Origin of the sequence: Wenjunlia tyrosinilytica (assembly GCF_014646055.1) — a bacterium.
In the GTDB taxonomy this organism is placed as follows: Bacteria; Actinomycetota; Actinomycetes; order Streptomycetales; family Streptomycetaceae; genus Wenjunlia; species Wenjunlia tyrosinilytica.
On record NZ_BMMS01000024.1, the window covers coordinates 46473 to 65723 of the forward strand.

13 protein-coding genes are annotated in these 19251 nt (G+C 70.6%); 4 read left to right on the forward strand and 9 right to left on the reverse strand.

Features of this window, described 5'->3' with window-relative positions:
- Nucleotides 1-23: 23 nt before the first annotated feature.
- Genes IEY86_RS25120 through IEY86_RS25155 form a run of 8 tightly spaced genes read right to left on the reverse strand, consistent with a single transcriptional unit; the run spans nt 24 to nt 13729 of the window.
- Nucleotides 24-6179 (reverse strand): eCIS core domain-containing protein, encoded by a 6156-nt coding sequence (locus IEY86_RS25120; RefSeq protein ID WP_189134112.1) that lies wholly within the window; start codon nt 6177-6179, stop codon nt 24-26.
- Nucleotides 6176-6448, reverse strand: a complete 273-nt coding sequence (locus tag IEY86_RS25125) for a hypothetical protein (protein ID WP_189134113.1) — start codon at nt 6446-6448, stop codon at nt 6176-6178. Before IEY86_RS25125 ends, IEY86_RS25120 begins: the two co-directional genes overlap by 4 nt.
- Complete coding sequence (locus IEY86_RS25130) at nt 6439-8505, reverse strand: ATP-binding protein (protein WP_189134114.1); 2067 nt, start codon at nt 8503-8505, stop codon at nt 6439-6441. Before IEY86_RS25130 ends, IEY86_RS25125 begins: the two co-directional genes overlap by 10 nt.
- 39 nt (nt 8506-8544) lie before the next feature.
- The gene (locus IEY86_RS36740; RefSeq protein WP_229698735.1) at nt 8545-9822 is read right to left on the reverse strand and encodes a Pvc16 family protein; all 1278 of its coding nucleotides are present in this window, start codon (nt 9820-9822) and stop codon (nt 8545-8547) included.
- Complete coding sequence (locus IEY86_RS25140; protein ID WP_189134115.1) at nt 9819-10550, reverse strand: hypothetical protein; 732 nt, start codon at nt 10548-10550, stop codon at nt 9819-9821. Before IEY86_RS25140 ends, IEY86_RS36740 begins: the two co-directional genes overlap by 4 nt.
- A complete protein-coding gene (locus IEY86_RS25145; RefSeq protein WP_189134116.1) occupies nt 10543-11319 on the reverse strand; it encodes a hypothetical protein in 777 nt (258 codons plus the stop codon). The genes IEY86_RS25140 and IEY86_RS25145 overlap by 8 nt, the downstream gene beginning before the upstream one ends.
- Nucleotides 11320-11329: 10 nt before the next feature.
- Nucleotides 11330-11854: a phage tail protein gene (locus IEY86_RS25150; RefSeq protein WP_189134117.1), complete on the reverse strand. Its 525-nt coding sequence runs from the start codon at nt 11852-11854 to the stop codon at nt 11330-11332.
- A 27-nt stretch (nt 11855-11881) separates the two neighbouring features.
- The gene (locus tag IEY86_RS25155) at nt 11882-13729 is read right to left on the reverse strand and encodes a phage tail sheath C-terminal domain-containing protein (RefSeq protein ID WP_189134118.1); all 1848 of its coding nucleotides are present in this window, start codon (nt 13727-13729) and stop codon (nt 11882-11884) included.
- Between the two features lie 475 nt (nt 13730-14204).
- Here IEY86_RS25155 and IEY86_RS25160 point away from each other — a divergent pair, with 475 nt between their 5' ends.
- On the forward strand, nt 14205-15536 hold the full coding sequence (locus tag IEY86_RS25160) for a M14 family metallopeptidase (RefSeq protein WP_189134119.1): 1332 nt from the start codon (nt 14205-14207) through the stop codon (nt 15534-15536).
- Between the two features lie 110 nt (nt 15537-15646).
- Here the strand turns inward: IEY86_RS25160 and IEY86_RS25165 are convergent, their stop codons facing one another.
- The gene (locus IEY86_RS25165; RefSeq protein ID WP_189134120.1) at nt 15647-16831 is read right to left on the reverse strand and encodes a cytochrome P450 family protein; all 1185 of its coding nucleotides are present in this window, start codon (nt 16829-16831) and stop codon (nt 15647-15649) included.
- Between the two features lie 34 nt (nt 16832-16865).
- Between IEY86_RS25165 and IEY86_RS25170 the strand changes: the two genes are divergently transcribed.
- The 3 genes from IEY86_RS25170 (at nt 16866) to IEY86_RS37610 (ending at nt 19127) form a co-directional block, all read left to right on the forward strand.
- Nucleotides 16866-17831: an FAD-dependent oxidoreductase gene (locus IEY86_RS25170; RefSeq protein WP_189134121.1), complete on the forward strand. Its 966-nt coding sequence runs from the start codon at nt 16866-16868 to the stop codon at nt 17829-17831.
- Between the two features lie 115 nt (nt 17832-17946).
- Nucleotides 17947-18918 (forward strand): DUF389 domain-containing protein, encoded by a 972-nt coding sequence (locus IEY86_RS25175; protein ID WP_189134122.1) that lies wholly within the window; start codon nt 17947-17949, stop codon nt 18916-18918.
- 86 nt (nt 18919-19004) lie between these two features.
- Nucleotides 19005-19127: a hypothetical protein gene (locus IEY86_RS37610; RefSeq protein ID WP_265805462.1), complete on the forward strand. Its 123-nt coding sequence runs from the start codon at nt 19005-19007 to the stop codon at nt 19125-19127.
- The last annotated feature ends 124 nt before the right edge of the window (nt 19128-19251 follow it).

The window sequence follows — 19251 nt, forward strand, 5'->3', positions numbered from 1 at the left end:
CCTGGGTAAAGTGCGCTTCTCGTCTACCGGTGAGCGGCCGTATACATGTCCACGACGGCTTCTCTGACCATCCGGAAGACCAATTCCTTCACCTTCGCCTCGTACTGGTCGGTGGTTTCCAGATTCAGCCCGTCGATCATCGCCTCCACCTTCTTCTCGACGCCGAAGTCCTTCATCCATGCGGCGACGGACTGAACATGGCGGTCTCCCAGCTTGTCGGCGTTCTTGATCGGCCGCATCTCCCTGGCACGCTTGTTCTTCGACTCCCTCGCGAAGTCGTCCACCTGCTGCTTGCTGACGCCCGGATCCGCCCGCATCTTCTTCAACTGTTCGAGCTCGGCCGCTCGCTGGGCATTCACCCGCGCCCTTTCGGCCTCGATCGACCGAGTGCCGTTCAGATCCTCGGTGAGCCATTCTCCTCCGGACTCCGATCCGGAGAAAGCGGCGGGCAGGGACTTGAACACCTTCTCCATCGCCGCACTGCCCCGCTTCTCCTCGTTGGCCTTGACGAGCCGCTGAACGGTGAGCGCGTTGGTGACAATGGCCTGAGGGTCGCGCTCCACCTCCTGGCCACCGAGGAGCCAGGCCGTCTTGAGCATGTCGGTCCGCTCCTTCTTGGGGATGTCCTTGAGCTGCGGCTTGCCCCGGAAGAAGTTGTCGGCAAAGGCGCTGAAGCCGTCCCACTGCTTGTTCTGCGTGAACTCCTCGGCGATACCGGCCTTCTTCACCCCCTTGACCTTCTTGGACAGATAGATGTGGCTCAGCTGCTCGTCCGCCGTGAAGCCTTCACCGACCACCACCTTGTTCGGCGTCCTCTCACCGGCCTGTGTTCGGCGAAGTGACGCGAGGCTGCCCTGGTCCATGAAGTCGAGAGCGTCCTGCTCCTGCTTCTTGAGCGGGGGGACGTCACGGGTGAGCCGGGTGATCGCCGGAGGCGGCACGGGCTGGCTCACCGTGTGACGCGGAACGACTCCCTCGGCCTTCTGCGCGACCTGCACATGTCCGCTCGCCCGAACGATCGCGGGATCGTTCTCGATGTCCCGCGCGACCTTGTTCAGGAATTCCAGGACCTCACGGCGGGGAATCTTCACCTTCAGCCCGCTGAGAACCAGGTCCTCGGGGTTGAGGACCGCCTCGATACCGAACCGGTCGGTCCCGCGGACGGACAGCGCGGACAATCCGTACCACACCCGCATCCCGGCGAGTGCCCCGCGCAGCAACTGCCGGGGAATGCCCCGCGAGAGCAGCTTCTGGATCCTCGGGCGGATACGGGAGATGATGAGTGCCAGGCGCTCCTTCTTGCCCTCGGGCGAGTTCTCGCGCTTGCGGCGTTCCGCGCGCTTCTGCTTCCACTTGTTGTAGCGGTCGCGGAGTTTGTCGCGTTGGCGTTTGAAGGCGTCGCGGACCTTGCGGGCGCCGTTGGTCAGAGCGCGGCCCAGTTTGCTGTTCTTGAGTTTGCGGCCGAGTGTGCGTGCCGCGTTGCCGACCTGCTTGAGGGCGCCCTTCACCTGGTTCTTGGCCGCTTGGGCCGCCCTGACCGGGGCGGAGGCCGGGCGCTTGGGACGGGTGCCCTTGGGAGACCGGGCGGCGGGACGGCCCCTTGGGGGGCGGGTGGGCCGGGAGCGGGGAGGGCGCTTGGGGCGCAGGGCCTGAGTGGCCTTCTTCAGGCCCGCGCGGGCGCGGTTGATGGCGCCGCCCGCGGCCTTGCGGGCGCCCTTCGCCGCCTTCTTCAGGCCTTTCATGATCTTCTGGGCCATGGCCTTGAGCTTCGTGCCCACGCCCTTGGACGCCATCTTCAGGCGGCTCAGCAGGAAGTTGGTGATGAACTCCAGCAACGCGACGACACCCGCCGCCACCGCCTGAGCGAACAAGCACGCCGCCGCACCCGACTTGACCGCCTTGAGGAAGGCGAAGAACTTCCCGAACGCCGCGATGATCTTGCTGATCGTCCCCCAGGCCGCCATCAGCCCCTGAATGATCGTCATAATGGCGCCGGCGGCCGGGATGATCATCGAGACGACCTTCTCGATGACGATCGAGATGATGATCCCCGGCAGCGACTGCACCAGCGCCTCCCAGGCCATCCGCCCGATCTGCGCCATCGAGATGCAGCCCTTGATCAGGACGTTGATCAGCATCCGCCCGAGTCCGAGCACGGACTCGACCTTCTCGTTGAACCACACCTTCACGGCCTGCTTGACCGCGCCCCACAGATGGTGCTGGATGCCCTCCTTCGCCGCCGTACCCAGCTTCTTCAGCCAGCCACCCGGGTCCGCCGCGATGTCCACGACCAGGGCCGCGAACTGCCCCAGCATCGCGATCGCCTTCTCCGCGAAGTCGATCGCGGCCATGACCGCGGACCGCGCCATCTCGATCGCGGCCTTGAGGCCCTTCTCCAGCAGGTCGAGAAGCTTGTTCAGGCCCGCCGCCAGCAGGTCGAGGAGCTTGTTCACCGCCTCCTTGAGCCGGTCCGCCCACTCGTTGACCTTGGCGATGGCCTGGTCACGCCACTGTTTGATCTTGTTGCGGAACTTGTCCCGCAGCTCGGGGAACGCCGCCAGCAGCACATCCCCGATCGCGATCAGCGCGTCCGCCAGCTTCTTGATCAGCTCGACGGCGAACTTCCTCGCCTGCTCGATCGCCCAGTTGGCGAACTCCCGGAACTTCTCGATGATCCCGTTGACGATCTTGCGGAAGAAGTCGAAGATCCCGGTCACCACGCTGATCAGCGCGTCGAAGGCCGCCTTGACCTTGGACTTGACCCACCCGAACCAGCCGGAGGACTCCTCCTTCTTGGCCTCCTTCTCCTTGCGGGCCTTCTCCTCCGCCTCCTTGCGGTTGTCCTGGATCTTCTTGTTGTCCTCGTCCTGGCGCTTTCCGACGTCCTGGTCCGTGTCGGTGCGCTTCTTGTCGATCTCCTGGTTCTTGTCGTCGTGCTCCTTGGCCGCGTCGGTGTCGGCCTGCGTGATCTTCCCGTCCTGCTCGGTCTGCCACTGGGCGCGCTCGGCCTTGACCTGCTCGGCGGCCTGACCGCGCTCACCCGCCTGGGCCTCGGCGTTCTCGGCGACCGCCTTGTCCTGCTCCTCCTGGCTCCTGGCCCGCTCCTCGGCCTCACTCTGCTCGCGCTTGGCCTGCTCGGAGGTCATCCGGCCCTGCGCCTGGCCGACCGACGCCTGGATTTCAGGGCCGCGCTCCTGCTGGGCGACCACCGCCACACCGGGCTTGGCCCCCGCCTTGGCCTTCGCGCGGCCCTGCCCGCCGCCACTACCGCCCGGGACGTCGCCCTTGAGCGTCTCGCCGGGCACATCCGGGTAGATCTGGTCCTCGCCCATCGGCTTGGCCGAGTCCTCTCGGCCCACGGCGAGGATCTTGTCGGAGGACTTCTTGAGGTTCTCGGCCTGCTTGTCGGTGCGCTTGGGGTCGCTCTCGCCGGAGTATTCGACCTTCGGAGCGCGCACCTTCTTGTTGAGGGACGGGTCGCGGTCGGGCACGTCACCGACCGCGTTCTGCATGTTCTGGACTTCTTCGGCGCTGACCTTGTTCGTGGAGTCGTCGGACACATTCGGGCGCTCGACCTGGGCGGCGGGGTTCTGGTCCTGGGTCTTGTCCCCCTCCACCTTCTTCTGGTCCTTGCCGCTCTCGGCGCCCTCCCGCTCGACGTGCTCGGTCACCTGCTGGGCGGGATCCGCCTCCCGCGGAGGGCCGGAGAGCGTGCGCGGGGCGCCCGAGGGCCGTTGCGCGGTGGGGGCGTTGGCCTCGAGAGCCGCGTGCTCCTCACCGACGGAGCGGTCCACGGCGCCGTCCACGCCGTCCAGCGTCGTCACCATCTGGTCGGGCGGAAGCGTCGCCGCCGTGGCCAACGCGCTCTGCGGGTCCTGACCGGAGACATCGGGCGGTGCGGGCTTTTCCGCCTCCTTCGCCTGGCCGCCCTCTCCCCCGCCGCCACAGCCACCGGCGCCGGCGCCCTCCTCCGTGGCGGGCTGCGGGGCACCGGCACATCCGCCGCCGCCCGCCTCCATCGAGGCCTCCTGGCCGGGCTGAGCGCCGGGAGCTCCCAACGCACCCGGGGCTTCGGCCTGTTCGGCGGCGGGGCCCAGAGGGCGATCAGCGGCCTCGGGCTCGGCACCCCCCAATGGCCCGGCGGCGCCGGGGCCACCGTCCGCGCCGGGTGAGCCGCCGGGACGCACACCGGTTTGCGGTGAGGCGGTGCCTTCAGGGCCCGCGGCGGTCGAGGAAGCGTTGCCCCGATCGGCGGCGACATCGGTGTCCGTGCCGGGTTCGGCGGCTTCGGCGGCACGGGAATCGGTGACGGACGCTGCGGGCTCGGGCCTGTTGTCCGGCTCACGTGGACCGGTCCCGGCGGACTGAGCCGTCTCCGGGTCCGGCCCTACCTCCTGTTCGACGGGCTTGTCCGCCCGGAGGTCACGGGCGGGTCCGCTCTCGGCCTCGGTGTCCGCCTCTTCCTGCTGAGCCTCGGGGGCCGCCCCGGGCTCCGCCGGGCCGGGCGCGGGCTCCTGTGCCTCCTCGTCGGGCGCGCTCTCCCGTTGCCTCTGCACCTCCTCCGCCTTGGTACGAGGTGGCTCGGGGAGGCTGGGCGCCTCGGGGACGGGGGGCGGCCCGCCGCTCGCCGGAACGGTGAGCCGGTCCGCCGTGGGGACCGAGGAGACATCAAGGTCGGAACCGGGAAGGAAGTCATCGGGCTTGAGCGGGGTCTCGGCAGGCGGTTCCGGCGCGGGCTCCTCGTCCTTGGGAGTGTCGACCTCCTTGTCCGCGTCGGATTCCAGCCCGAGCGGCCGTTCCTCCTCGCGGACATCGCCCTTCTCGCCGTCGTTGAGGCCGTGCTGGGTGAGGGGGCTGTCCTTGGCCTCGGCGAGTTTGTCCACCTGGTCGGGGCGGGGCGCTTGCGGCTGTGCGGCCTGGCGCTGGTCGACGTCCTGCGGCTTCGACCCCTGGGCGGGCCCTTGTTGGGCCTGTTCACGTTGCTGACCGGGAGCACCGGGCTCCTGCATCGCCTGGGCGGGGGCGGCGGCTTCGGGGGCGGCGGCCGGCGCTTCGGCCGCGGCGGATCCGGCGGGGGGAGGCTGCTTGCCCTGCTCGGCGGCGGGCTTGTCCTTGGAGTCCTTGGAGTCCTCGGAGTCCTCGGGCTCCTCGGCATCCTTGTCCTGCGGCTTGCCGTCCTTCTCCTCCTCGGCCTTCTTCTCGGCCTCGTCCTTTGGCTTGTCCTTCTGCTTGTCCTTTGGCTTGTCCCCCTGCTTGTCCTTCTGCCTGTCCTGCGGCGCTTCTTCCTTCGGCTTCTCTTCCTTGGGCGGCTGATCCTTGGGTTCCTTCGCCTGCTCGCCCTTGTCCCCCGCCTCCTGCCCGGGGCCGTTCTCCTTCTCCGCCGGCTTCGCCGGGTCGACGACCGGCTCCGGGGCCTTGCCGGTGTCCTTGCCCGCCGGGCCCTGTGCGCTCTCATGGAGGAGTTCCAGCATGCGCGCGTAGTCGCCCGACGGCAGCCGATGGGAGAGCCGGTCGAGGACCGATGACCGCAACTCGTCGGAGAAGCACGCCAGTTGGCTACGCACCCGCCCGGCCGCGTCGGTCGGGTCGCCTCGCAGCGAGCGGAGGATGCCTGCCGTCAGCCGGTCCACCAGCGTGGCGGGGTCGAGCTGTTCGGTGCGGAACTGGTCCGCCCTGACCCTCGCGTACCGCAGCCACCCCGGCGTGGCATCCCGAGTCACCTCGGGACGTTGCCCCGGCGAGCGTGCCCCCCTCTCCGCCTCGCGCTCGATGGCGTCCTGCGGCAGGCTCACCGCGCCCAGATCCCTTCCCGCCCGCAGTGTGCCCAGTGCGTGCGGAGACTGGACGGTGTGCAGCAACTCATGGGCGACGAGCCTGCGTCCGTCGTCCGTGCCGGGTCGGAACCGGCCCTCGGCGAAGAAGATGTCCTCGCCGACCGTGACCGCGTCCGCGCCCAGCAGATCGGTCAGCGCCGCCGAGTCGCGGTCGGTATGGACGCGCACCCGGCTGAAGTCATGGCCGAGACGGGCCTCCAGCTCCCGGCGCAGCCCGGCGTCGAGCGGTTGGCCGGCACCCGAGATGATCTCCTTCGGCTCGGGGGTGCGGGCCTTGGGCGCCGTGGCCTTGCGCTGCTTTCCTTCTTCGGCCCTGTCGGGTGCCGTGGTACGGGTGCGGCTCATGGGCTCCCCCGTTCCAGACCGCTGTGCACGGCCCGGGCGAGCGCGGTGCCCAGACGGCGCGGGGAGGCGGTCGGGGGCAGCGGTGGCAGGGCTCTGCGGACGACGTCGACGGCCAGGTCGGCCGGGGCGGACACCCCTCGCTCCGTCACGAGCCTCGTCAGTTCTCGCCGGAAGGCGTCGGCGACCAGATCGTGGTCGACATTGCCGAAGCCGTCGAGGACCAGCTCGCCGATCTCCACATTGATCCGCCTGGCCGGTGTCATGCCCATCCGCGCACCTCCGACGGGGTCAGGGAGCGCTCGAGCTTGAGGTACTCGGTACGCGCGGCGGCCAGCATGTGGCGCATCCTCAGCGGGCTGCCCTCGTCGGCGGCCAGGAACGCGGCAGCCAGCGCGATATTGCGGATCGACCCGCCGGCCACGGTCAGTTGCGCGAGCAGATCCACGTCCAGCCCCTCGGTGGGCGCCTGCTTGGGGATGACGCGCCGCCAGATCTCCGCCCGCTCGGGCACGCCGGGGAAGGGGAACTCGACCACGAAGCGGATGCGCCGCATAAAGGCCGCGTCCAGGGCCTTCTTCATATTGGTCGTGAGGACGGCGAGGCCCCGGTAGGCCTCCATGCGCATGAGCAGGTAGCTGACTTCGAGGTTGGCGTACCGGTCGTGGCTGTCCTTGACCTCGCTGCGCTTGCCGAACAGCGCGTCGGCCTCGTCGAACAGCAGGAGCGCTCCACCGCGTTCGGCCGCGTCGAAGACCCGGCGCAGATTCTTCTCGGTCTCGCCGATGTACTTGCTGACCACCTGGGAGAGGTCGATGACGAACAGGTCGACGCCCAGTTCCCCGGCGATGACCTCGGCGGCCAGGGTCTTCCCGGTGCCCGAGCCCCCCGCGAACAGCGCGGTCACCCCGAGCCCCCGGCGCAGCACCGCCTCGAACCCCCAGTCCTGGTGGACGGTGGCGCGCTGCCGCACATGGGCGACGGCCTCCCTGAGCACCTCGCGCAGGCGGTCGGCCAGGACGAGGTCGTCCCATCCCGCCCGGGGTTCGATCCTGCGGCCGAGTTCGTCCAGGGACATCCGCGCTTCGGCGAGTCCGGCGCGCCAGGCGAGCCGCTTCGCGTCGCCCTCGGGTGCCCGGCGCACCGCCGCTCCCGCCGAACGGATGACGTGGGCGGGCAGCGAGAACTGGGCCACCAGGTCGCGAAGGTCGTCCCGCTGGAGGCCGCAGACGCCGTCGAGCGCGGAGGTCCAGATGGCCAACTGCTCCTGCTGGGTGAGGGGTTCGACGGTGATCCGGGAGCGGGGAGCCGCGCCCGGCTGCGCCTCGTCGGCGGACAGGACGAGCGGCACGGCGAGTTCGGCGACGAATGCCTCGGTGGCGGCGCGGCGTTCGCGGGGCAGTTCGTCGGTCTCGATCAGCAGGGCGGCCGGGAGGAGGATGGCCTCGCGCTGCCAGAGCCGGGCGAGCCGGTCCCTTTCGGCGGGTTCGAGGGGAAGGTCGTCGGCGGCGGCCGCGTAGAGGTGCAGTCCGGCCCGCTGCGCGGCGGTGGCGGCGATGTCGCGCCGGGTGGCCCGGTCGGAGGCGATGAGTTCGACGTGGGGAGGGCCTTCGAGGCCGGCGCCGGACCAGCCCAGGACGACGTCCTCGACGGCATCGCGGTGCCCGGGGGCAAGGTCCTGGGCGGGTGGGATTCGGCGGCTGAGCAGGCCGTGCAGCCTCACATCCAGATAGGGGACGCCCACGAGGAAGTGCAGGATCCGCTCGTCGAGGCGGAGCCGTGAGGTGGTGGGCGAGGTCTCGTCGCAGAGTTCGACGAGGCGCCAGCGGCGCAGCGGTGCGACCGGGGCCAGGGCGCTCCAGTGCGGGTCCTCGAGAGCGGCGAGGGCGAGGGCGAAGGTCGGGTGGGGCCGGGCGGGATCACCGCAGGCGGCGGCGCAGCGGGGTCCGGTGGTGGGGTCGATCTCGGCCGCCGCGAGGAGGACCAGGACGTCCCGCTCGAATGCTGTGAGGCCGAAACAGGAGACCAAGGTCGACAGTGCGTCGGGGAGTCGGGGCGGCGCGGTCCCGGACTCCGAGGCGCTCGACGCCGGGTCGCGGCCCGACGAAGATGCGGGATCCGACGCCGACGGGGGTTCCGGTGCCGACGCTCGACCCTCCAGGGAATCCGACGCCGACACGAACTCCGGATCCGCGGCGAATGCCCGGTCCTTTGCCGAATCGGGCGCAGGGATCGGGTCCGCACCCGAGGCGTGGGCGTCCAGGCGGTCGAGTACCGCGGCCACGGCGGCGGACAGTGCACGCTGCTGCGCCCCCGGCCGCTCGTTCATGTACTCCTCCCCCGCCACCCGTTCAGCCCCCCGCCCCCGTCAGTGCGTTTCCGTGAGGTCGACCGCAGGACCGTCGAACGTCCCCTCGGCGGAGACCGTGAGCCTGCTCTGCACCCCGTCGACCTGGACCCGGACCAGATAGACCGCGGGCCGCACTCCGTGCACGGCGATGCGCAGGCGCTTGGGATCGGGCCGGTCCCCGAGGGGGAACGGCGCCCGGAACTGGTATCCGCCGCCGGGCCGTTCGGGTGGCGGCTGCCGCTCGTCGAGGAGCAGGAGTACCCGCTGGTCGTCGCGCAGCGGCATGTCGAGGGTCAGGACCAGGTCCGCGCCGACGGCCTCGCCGCCGCCGGTGGGGTTCTCGACGCCCACGGGCTCGGCGATGCGCGCCTGCCGGGCGAACGTCTGCACATTGGACTCCAGGCCCCAGTGCGGCTTCGCCGGATCGCCCAGTTCGAGGCCGTGGAGGAGTTGCAGGCCGTGGACGCCGGGCGGAAGATCCTGCGGCACCTCGACCACGGTCCGGTCGTCGCGGACCCGGTCCGGGTCGAGCGGCACATCGACGCCTCCGACCCGCGCGGTGACCCGGTCGGCGCGCAACCCCGTGCCGCTGAGGACCAGTTCATGGTCCCTGGGCACGGGTCCCTCCACGGGAACCGTGCCGGGGGCGGAGCCTGCGGGCCGGGAGAGCAGGCGGTCCACGAGGGGCTGGCGGCTCGGGATGGCGCGAACGGTGCGGCGCAGGACCGGCTTTCCGGCGACGGGCTCCTGGTCGCTCTCGATGAGGACCGCGGTGCCCTGGTAGACGAGTGAGAGGGCATAGGGGGTCTGGAAGAGCATCGACCAGAGCTTGGAGGCGTCGTCCACGTCCATCGGGGTGGGCGTGAAGCGCACGCGCTGCGGTGAGGCGGCCAGGTCGGAGCCCAGAAGGAAGGGCTCGGCGGCCGCCGCGTCGATCAACTCCTTCGGCAGATGGGGCAGTTCGTGCAGCGCCCGGACGACGGAGCCGAGCAGCCGCTGGGTGACCAGCTGTGTCTCGTCCCCGTAGAAGCTGATGAGGTAGTGCAGATCGAGGGCGGCGGCCGGTTTGGCGACCAGGGTGCCGTCCCCGGTGCGGGTGGGGGTGTCGCGGTTGCGCAGCGCCGCGTTGGGCGTGACCTGGTAGAGGAAGACGGTGATCGTGGGGTCTGTTGGTGGCTCCGCCGGGGGTTTGCGGGCGGCGACGTCCACGGCGAAGGGCACATCGGGGGTGACCGAGTGCGCGATCAGCAGGCGCAGTGCCTCGGTGACGGTGGCGACGGCCAGGGAGTTGCTCATGGCCTGGCCTCCCCGCGGGAGAGGTACTGGTCGAGCTTCATGGAGGGCGCCGGGCGTCCGGCGGCGGTGTCCTTGACGGGCTTGGCGGCGCCCTTGCGTTCGGCCGCCTTCACCTCGAGCCGCCCGATGCTCACGTGAACGACCTGCTCGGCCGGCTGCCGACGGCGCCGGCGCTCCGCGTCGGAGGCCTTGGCGGCGGCCCTTCGCGGTGCCTGTGGGCGGGCCGGTGCGGGTGCCGGGGCGGGCCGTACGGCGGGCTGCGGCCCGGCAGGGGCGGAACGGGGCTGCTGGGGGCGCTGTGCCCGACGTTCCTCGCGTCCGCCTCCACCGTCCTCCGGGCGGCGCCGCTGGACCCGTTGGGCGATGGGTCCCGGTACGGCGGTTGGGACGGGCGGGGCGACGAGCAGGGGTGCCGGAGCGGCCGCGCGCGGGGCCTCGGGCCGGGGCCGCCGATCGTGGGCCGAGGACGCGGGGCGCGGTCCTGCCGGGGTGGGGGCGGGGCCCGCCGCGGACTCTGCCCGCCCGGGGCCCGGAGCCGGATGCGCGGCAGCCGCCCGTGAGCCCGGCGCCCCCGCGGAGGGGAGGGACGGCTCCAGCGGCTCCACGCCCGTGGTCTCGACGCGTTCGAACGGCCCTGGCAGGCGTGGGCGCACGCGTGCGGCGCCCCCCGGCGCGCCCCGGCGGTCCGGGGCGTGCCGCGCCAGCAGGCGGTCGAAGAAGTCAGGCATCTGCGCACAGCTCCAGGTAGTAGCGGCGCCGCAGCGGGCTGAGCGCCAGGATCTCCGGTTCGCTCCAGCCGTACGCGGTGGCGAGCAGGTGGATGTCGAGGAGGATGTCGCGGGCCCAGGAGTCCAGCTCGGCCCAGAGGTAGGAGGCGATGTCGAGTTCGGCCCTCGTCTTCTGTCCGCACGCGGGGCAGGCGACATTGAGGACCACGTCGGCGTACGGGTCGGACTCGGAGGAGACGGCGGCGATCCGCCGCTGCACATGGTCCGGGAGCAGCCCGGCCGCCACCGCCTCCCCCGCCCGCTCGGCCCGGAGTGTGCACCGGGCCAGCAGGGCCTCTCTGGCCCGGTCCGCCGGTGCCGACCTCGCCGCGGCGAGGTCGGCCGCGGTGGGCGGTCTGAACTCCACCGTCCATTCGTCGACCTCCACACGAAGCGGCTCCCCACCGGCCGCCCGTGGCTCGCCCGTGCCGACCGGCTCGCGCTCCCTCATCGGCTCGCTCCGCCCGATCAGTTCGGCCGTGTCGAGGTCGAACTCCATCTCCTCCCCGCACTCCCCGCAGTCGGCGCGGACGTCGAGCCGGGGCCCGAACAACGCCGCCCGCAGCGCGAAGAGTTCGGCGTCGCGCCGACCGACCGGCACCGACAGCAGCTCCTCGGTGCCGGCCTGCGGGCGGGCCACACCGTGCAGCAGGAGGGCCCGTTCGCCGTCGTCGGACGCGAGCCCGGCCTCCCACGCGGCGAGCAGCACCGCCGCCCCGAGGTGCTCCATCGGCCCGGCCTCACGCCGGCTGCTGGTACGAGGGCTCTTCCGGCTCGGGGACCTCGTAGTCCCGCTCCCAGCCCTCGCACTCGAGCTTCAGGCTCTGGATCGCCACCGCGTTGGCGTTGGCGTCCAGTTCGCCGACGATCTGGTATTCGCTGATCCACGTCCGGTAGAGCTTGTGCGAGACCGCGACCTGACCGGCTTCGTTGAGGACCTGGATGACGATGTCCTTGCGGAAGTCGGCGAGCGAGACCTCGGATCCGCGCCCCGCGCCGACCATCCAGACCTTGTTGGCCCACCGGTCGAACTCGGGGTCGTGGGTGACCCCGCGCTCGAGCGTGACGGCCTCGAACTCGGTGCGGCCCGGTGACTTGCGCGGCGAGCTGGCGTCGCCTCCGTTGCGGTGCTTGACCACTTCGGTGGTCCGCTTGAGTGGACTGATCTTGCTGACGCCTGCGACGACGCGCCCGTCCCAGACGACCAGGAACTTGAAGTTCTTGTACGGGTCGAACCGCTGCGCGTTGACCGTGAACTCGGCCATGGAGCTCCTATACCTCGATCCGTCCGGCTATACCTCGATCTGCCCGGCCATCTGCTCGATCTTGACGATCACGAACTCCGCGGGTTTCAGCGGTGCGAAGCCGACCACCACATTGACCACGCCCCGGTTGATGTCGTCCTGCGTGGTCGTGTCCTTGTCGCACTTGACGAAGTACGCCTCGCGCGCGGCGGTGCCCTGGAAGGCGCCCTGCAGGAACAGCGTGTGCAGGAAGGCGCCGATGTTGAGCCGGATCTGGCTCCACAGGCGCTCGTCGTTGGGTTCGAAGACGACCCACTTGGTGCCCCGGTACAGGCTCTCCTCGAGCATCAGCGCCAGGCGGCGGACGGGGACGTACTTCCATTGGGAGCTGAGCACGTCGGCTCCGGCCAGGGTGCGGGCGCCCCACACCACGGGTCCCACGACGGGGAAGGAGCGCAGGCAGTTCACCGCCACGGGGTTGAGCAGCCCGTTCTCCCGGTCGGTCATGGGGACGCTCAGCGCCCTTACTCCGCTGAGCCGGGTGTCGGTGCCCGCCGGTGCCTTCCACACCCCGCGTTCGCTGTCGGTGCGGGCCATGATCCCGGCGACCGCGCCCGACGGCGGGAAGGAGCGCAGCCGTCCGGTGAGCAGGTCGACCATCTCCAAGTGCGGGAAGTACAGGGCCGCGTGGGTGCCGGGCACGGAGTCGAACGCGGCACGGCCCACACGGGCGGCGTCGAGGTTCTCCCATGAGGCCGGGGCGTCGGCGATCAGGAACATCCGCTTGTCCTCGCACAGCGCGGCGGCGGCGGACAGCACGGTGGCGGCGTCGTCGACATTGCCGTAGCCGGCGACTTCCGGCAGGCACAGGAGGTTGATGTCCTGGACGTCGCGCAGTGCCTGGATGCCGGTCTTGTCGGCCTCGCTGCCGATCAGGTCCACGGGGCCGGGTGGCCCGGCGTCGACGCCCCCGGCGAGGGCGAAGGCGGGAGGCTGGGCGGAGTCCTCGAGGCCGAGCGGGCCGGCCGCGTCACCGCTGAAGTGGACGACGTCGGCCTCGTCGGTGGAACCGGCGACCACCTGGACGCGCCGGCCGAACGCGGTGACCCGGGTCCCGGCGAAGGCGCGCTTGCCGGGGGCGTCGGGCAGTGCCCTGAGCTTGCGTTCCATCAGGAGGGCGAGTTTGGCGACGGTCCCCGGCGGGTCTCCGTCCGTTTCCGGATCGAAGATCTTGAACGTGTGTTTGACGGCGCCGATTTTGACGTCGATCTCGGGGGTTAAATCGGGGAGTTGATCACCGAAGGGCTTTGAAACGGTGCCCACCGGATCCGGCCGTCCCCCTTGCGCCAGGGTTACCCGGACGAGGGAGGAGGCCGAGTCGACGAACGCTTTGACGTAGCGCGGGTGACCGGGATCCATGGACAGACCGGTGAACGATTCCCGTGATCCACCGGCGACATCGAACACCTGGAGATTGAATGTCTCCTTGGGCGTCGGGGTGTCGTGGTCGACGGCCACACGCAGCCCCGATCCCCAGGCGCCGGGCTCGCGGGCGGTGAGCGTGAGGACGTCGGCCGAGGCCTCCGTCTCACTGGACGTCAGGGTGCGGGAGGCGGATGTGCCGGTCCCGGCGGCCCCGACGCGCACGACGACCGCGATCGACCCGCCGTTGAGGAAGAACTGCTGGACGGCGTAGCTCACGGCACTGTCGGAGGCCAAGCCGCCGAAGCGGCGCTCGTAGTCCGCGAAGCTGGTGATGGTGACCGGCTGGTTGACCGGGCCCCGGCGGGTGTGTCCGAGGAAGGCCGCCACCGAGGTGGAGACCGCCGTGATGGTTCGGACGCTACTGGGGAGTTCTTCGATGTAGACGCCGGGATAGGTCGGTTGTACCGGCATTCCCCCTCCATTTCTTCCGGACGCACGTCAGGAGATATCGAGGGGAGAAGATCGAAGTCGGGCGGCCGACATATCCGCACACGCGGACGAAGCCACCGTCACTCCCCCGTCAGAAACCTCGCGACGCCCATGCCGCAAGGGACTCAAGCACCCGCTTGGGACTCCTGGTGCCTCTATGCATGCCCATCCTGAGCGCCACTTGACCATGCGTCAAGATTGCGAATGAAATATCCACGCATTCTTCAGAAGTGTCCCGATCCAAGATCCGCTCGGGTCATGGCAGCCATATTGGGCCATACGTATGAGGCATATACGCCATCGAATTCCAGTCCGAGTCGCACGTTCCGCACCGGAATCAAGCCTCAGCGGACGGAGGTATTGACGCGGCCATGCCAGGCGTTCATCATCGACGCGCGCCACGCACACGTGCGCCTCCGCCAAACCCGTCGCATCCGACACAATCCGGAGGATGTTCATGCGACTTCCCAGACGCGGCAGACGGGCATCGGCCACCGCCGCCCTGCTCGCGCTCGCTCTCGCCACCTCGTTCGTCGCCCAGGCGGACGCCGCACCCCCGACCGAGCCGCAGTCCAAGAGCTACGTGGTGGTCGGCCCCGACCGGAAGGCGGGCCCCGACACCCCGGCCGAACGGAGCTCGATCGCGCGCACCGGAGCGTCCGTCGACGAAGTGCGTGACGGCTCGGTCGTCATCACCGCCAACGCGGCCGAGGTGAAACGGGTCCGCGCGCTCGGCTACGCCGTCACCCCGCTGCCCGGCCCACCCACACGTTCGGGTGGCGCCGCGGCCACGCCGTTCGACTTCCCGCCCAGCGACTCCGGATACCACAACTACGCCGAGGCCACGGCGGACATCAACGCCGTCGTCGCCGCCCACCCCGCCATCATGAGCAAACGAGTGATCGGCAAGTCCTACCAGGGACGCGACATCGTCGCCGTCAAGATCAGCGACAACGTGGGCACGGACGAGAACGAGCCCGAGGTCCTGTTCACCCACCACCAGCACGCGCGCGAGCACCTGACCGTGGAGATGGCGCTCTACCTGCTCCACGAGTTCGGTGACAAGTACGCCACCGACAGCCGTATCGCCAACGTCGTCAACAGCCGCGAGATCTGGGTCGTCCCGGACCTCAACCCGGACGGCGGCGAGTACGACATCGCCACCGGCTCGTACCGCAGCTGGCGCAAGAACCGGCAGCCCACCACCGGCTCGTCGTACGTCGGTACGGACCTGAACCGCAACTGGAACTACAAGTGGGGCTGCTGCGGCGGCTCCTCCGGATCGCCTTCGAGCGAGACCTACCGCGGTTCGGGCCCCGAGTCGGCGACGGAGGTCAAGGTCGTCGCCGACTTCGTGCGCAGCCGGGTCGTCGGCGGCAAGCAGCAGATCAAGGCGGCCATCGACTTCCACACGTACAGCCAGCTGGTGCTCTGGCCGTTCGGCTACACCTACTCCGACACCGGCACCGGCATGACCAAGGACGAGCGGGACACCTATGCCACGCTCGGCAAGAAGATGGCGGCCAGCAACGGCTACACGCCCGAGCAGTCCAGCGACCTGTACATCACGGACGGCACCATCGACGACTGGACGTGGGGCGTCCACAGGATCTTCACGTACACCTTCGAGATGTATCCCGGCGAGAGCGGCGGCGGCGGCGGTTTCTACCCGCCCGACGAGGTGATCGGCAGGGAGACCGCCCGCAACCGCGAGGCGGTCCTGCAACTGCTGGAGACGGCGGACTGCATGTACCGGGTCATCGGCAAGGAGGCGCAGTACTGCTCGTAGGCGTGCCCCTGGGCATGGAGCCCCTGTGGCAGGTGCCCCCGTGGGCATGGAGCGGGGTGCCGCCGCCGGTCCCGGCGGCGGCACCCCGCCCTTCGCCGCGTGACGGTCGATCAGAAGGTGACAGGGAGTTCGATCAGCCCTCGCGCCCGGATCGACGGACGGCGGCGCAGTTCGTCGCGGGGCACACCCAGTGCCAGGTCCGGAAAGCGCCGCAGGAGCGTTCCGAGGGCGACCGCGGTCTCCAGCCGCGCCAGGGGAGCGCCCAGGCAGTAGTGGATCCCGTGGCCGAGTGAGAGGTGCCCGGCGCCGCCCGCGCGCTCGAAGTCCAGCCGGTCGGGGTCGTGGACACGGGCCGGGTCCCGGTTGGCTGAGGCGATGCAGAGCATGACGGTCTCCCCGGCGGGGACGGTGACACCGCCGATCTCCAGGTCCTCCAGCGGAAAGCGGCGGATGGCCAGCGCGCCCGGCGGGTCGAAGCGCGCTAGCTCCTCGACGGCGGCGGGCATCAGCGAGGGGTCCTCGCGCAGGGCGCGCGCTCGCTTGGGATCGTCGAGCAGGGCCACCGTGGCATTGCCGATGAGATGGACGACGTTCTCGTAGCCCGCGAAGTGGATCAGGAACGCCAACGAGGTGAGCTCGTCCTCGGTCAGCCGGTCGCCCTCGTCACGGGCCGCGATCATGGCGGAGAGCAGGTCGTCGCCGGGCTGCTCGCGCTTGCGGCGGATCAGCTCGACGTAGAAGCGGACCATGCTGCCGACGGCCTCTTTGGCCCGCTCGGGGCGGGTGGGGTCGGGCAGGAGCATGGCGTCGGTCCAGGCCCGGAAGTCCCGCCGGGCCTCCTGCGGCACACCGAGCAGGTCGCAGATGACGATGATGGGCAGCGGCCCGGCGTAGTCGGCGATCAGTTCGGCCCGTCCCTGCCCCTCGACGGCGTCCAGAAGTGAGTCCGCGACCCGCTGGACCGGCTCGCGCAGAGCCTCGACACGGCGGGCGGTGAACGCCTTCGAGACCAGGCGCCGCACACGGGTGTGATCGGGCGGGTCCATGTTGAGCAGGTTGGCGTCCAGGGCGGGCGGCAGGGAGAACCCGCGGTAGTTGCCGGGCAGCGCGTGCCGCTTGTCGAGCGAGAGTCTGGGGTCGGCGAGTGCCTGCTTGACGTCGTCGTAGCGGGTGACCAGCCAGGCGGGCGCTCCGTCGGGGCCGGTGATGCGCTGGACGGGCGCCTGCTCGCGCAACTCGGCGTAGACGGCGTACGGGTCGGCCAGAAGCCGGGCGTCATCGACTGTGTACGGCATGGCCCACAACCCTATGCCCCGGTAGGTTGCGGCCATGGAACGCGGTGTGATCGTCGTGGGCGCGGGCATCATCGGACTGACCACGGCTGTGGTCCTCGCCGAGGCGGGCACACCGGTGCGGGTGTGGAGCCGCGACCCCGTGGAGATGACCACGTCGGCGGCCGCCGGGGCCCTGTGGGAGCCCTACCGCGTCGAGCCGCAGGAGCTTGTGTTCGACTGGTCCCGGCGCTCGTTCCGCGTCCTGGAGGAGCTGGCGGCCAAGCCCGACGAGACCGGTGTGCGGATGGCCGACGGGATCCAGGCCCATCCGGAGGGCGAGGGCCCGCCCTTCTGGGCGGCCACCGTGCCGGGAATGCGCCGGGCCACCGCCGACGAGCTGCCGCCCGGCTGCGCGTCGGGCTACCGCGCCCGGATGCCGCTGGTGGACATGCCCACCCACCTCGGCCATCTCACCCGCCGTCTCGCCGCGGCGGGCGGCGAACTGGAACCGCGCGCCATCACCTCGTTCGACGAACCGGCGGCCGAGGCCGGTGTCGTGGTCAACTGCACCGGGCTGGGGGCCCGTGAACTCGTCCCCGATCCCGGGGTCAGGCCCGTTCAGGGCCAGATCGTGGTGGTGGAGAATCCCGGGCTCACCGAGTGGTTCGTCGACCCGGGCGGGGAGGGCGAGGACGCGCTGTACGCGTTGCCCCAGCCTTTCGGCGTGGTCCTGGGGGGCACGGCGCGCGAGGACGAATGGGGGACCGAGCCCGACCCGGAGATCGCCGCCGGCATCGTGCGCCGCGTCTGCCGCCTGGACCCGCGCCTGGCGCAGGCCCGGGTCCTGGGCCACCGGGTCGGCCTGCGTCCGTACCGGCACGCCGTTCGGATGGAGTCCGAACGGCGGCCCGACGGCACACTCCTGGTCCACAACTACGGCCACGGCGGCGCCGGGATCACGGTCTCCTGGGGGTGCGCGCGGGACGCGGCGGCGCTGGTGGCAAGGGACCGGGGTATCTGACCGCCGCGCGTTCGGGCCGGTGGCGGTACGCGCCCGTACGGCTCAAGCGCGGTTGCCGGGCTCGCGTGCCACGCCGTTAATGAAGGACCGGTCGGCCCGGCACACGGAGGTACGGATGGACATGATCCATCTGCGCGCGGTGTCTCCCCCGGACCTCACGGACCGGACCATGGAACTGCTGGCCGCGGAGCCCTGCGCCCTCAACCTGTTCCTCCAGCGGGGCAGCGTGCGCAATCCCGACGGTGACGCCATCGAGTGCGATGTGCTCACCGGAGCCGCGAACGACGTCCTGAGGAACCTTCGGGACCTGGGCCTGGACCACCGCGGCTCCCTGGTGCTGGAGCCCGTCGACGTGGCGTTCTCCGACCGCGCCGCCAAGGCCGGGGCCGAGGAACTGGGGACGGCCGGGCGGGCGCCCGTGTGGGAGCAGGTGGAGGCCCGCATCCGCACCGAGGGCAGATACGCCCCGAGCTTCTACCTCTACCTGGTCATCGCCGGGCTCATCGGCTCCGTCGGGATCATCACCAACTCCCAGATCCTCATCGTCGCCGCCATGGTGGTCGGACCCGAGTACGGGGCCATCACCAGCGTCGCCCTGGGGATCGACCACCGCGCCCGGCCGACGATCCGCCGGGGCCTTTCGGCGCTCCTCGTGGGGTTTGTGTCGGCCATCGTCGCCACCTTCCTCTTCGCCCTGCTCGTACGGGCCTTCGACCTTCAGCCGGAGGCGTTCCACCTGGGCATCAGGCCGGTGTCTAACCTGATCAACACACCCAACTTCTTCTCGGTCGTCGTCGCGGTCCTGGCGGGGGTCGTGGGCATCGTCTCGCTGACCGAGGCCAGGACGAGCGCGCTGCTCGGCGTCTTCATCTCGGTGACGACCATCCCCGCGGGGGCCGACATCGGGGTCTCCGTCGCCTTCGAGAGCTGGAGCGAGGCCCTGGGCTCGCTCCTCCAGCTCCTGCTCAACATCTTCGTCCTGATCTTCGTGGGCACCGGCACGCTCAGGTGCCAGCGGGCCATCTGGCGGCGTGTCAGCGAACGTCGGATCGCGGCCCGCCCGAGGCCGCGGATGCCCGGCTCCTGACGGCTCCTCGGCGAGGACCGCGCTCATGCGGCCGGACGTCCCGGAAGGCGCGGGAGCCGGCGCCGGACCGGGTGGTGCTCGGAGCCGTGCTGGCGCCGCAGCACGGCTACCCGTCCCACCTCGACGCCCGGGTGGAGTACTCCCTCGGCGCCCGGGGGCCGGAGGTCGCGCCGACCGCGCACAACCTCGGGGAGACCGCGGCCCCGTGACGTCACTCCGGGTCGGGCCATGGCCTCAACGTGAGGCCATCCGGGTGGAATTACATATCAACAGCTAATCCATACCCATCAGTCCTGGAACTCATGGACTGACGCGACGTCGGCGTCACCCCTT

Excerpts from the sequence above, each read along its gene's own strand:
- IEY86_RS25175 (WP_189134122.1), top strand. The coding sequence starts at position 17,947 with ATGGACATGATCCATCTGCGCGCGGTGTCTCCCCCGGACCTCACGGAC.
- IEY86_RS25120 (WP_189134112.1), bottom strand. The coding sequence starts at position 6,179 with ATGAGCCGCACCCGTACCACGGCACCCGACAGGGCCGAAGAAGGAAAG.
- IEY86_RS25125 (WP_189134113.1), bottom strand. The coding sequence starts at position 6,448 with ATGGGCATGACACCGGCCAGGCGGATCAATGTGGAGATCGGCGAGCTG.
- IEY86_RS25130 (WP_189134114.1), bottom strand. The coding sequence starts at position 8,505 with ATGAACGAGCGGCCGGGGGCGCAGCAGCGTGCACTGTCCGCCGCCGTG.
- IEY86_RS25160 (WP_189134119.1), top strand. The coding sequence starts at position 14,205 with ATGCGACTTCCCAGACGCGGCAGACGGGCATCGGCCACCGCCGCCCTG.
- IEY86_RS25170 (WP_189134121.1), top strand. The coding sequence starts at position 16,866 with ATGGAACGCGGTGTGATCGTCGTGGGCGCGGGCATCATCGGACTGACC.
- IEY86_RS25150 (WP_189134117.1), bottom strand. The coding sequence starts at position 11,854 with ATGGCCGAGTTCACGGTCAACGCGCAGCGGTTCGACCCGTACAAGAAC.
- IEY86_RS25165 (WP_189134120.1), bottom strand. The coding sequence starts at position 16,831 with ATGCCGTACACAGTCGATGACGCCCGGCTTCTGGCCGACCCGTACGCC.
- IEY86_RS25145 (WP_189134116.1), bottom strand. The coding sequence starts at position 11,319 with ATGGAGCACCTCGGGGCGGCGGTGCTGCTCGCCGCGTGGGAGGCCGGG.
- IEY86_RS25140 (WP_189134115.1), bottom strand. The coding sequence starts at position 10,550 with ATGCCTGACTTCTTCGACCGCCTGCTGGCGCGGCACGCCCCGGACCGC.
- IEY86_RS25155 (WP_189134118.1), bottom strand. The coding sequence starts at position 13,729 with ATGCCGGTACAACCGACCTATCCCGGCGTCTACATCGAAGAACTCCCC.
- IEY86_RS36740 (WP_229698735.1), bottom strand. The coding sequence starts at position 9,822 with ATGAGCAACTCCCTGGCCGTCGCCACCGTCACCGAGGCACTGCGCCTG.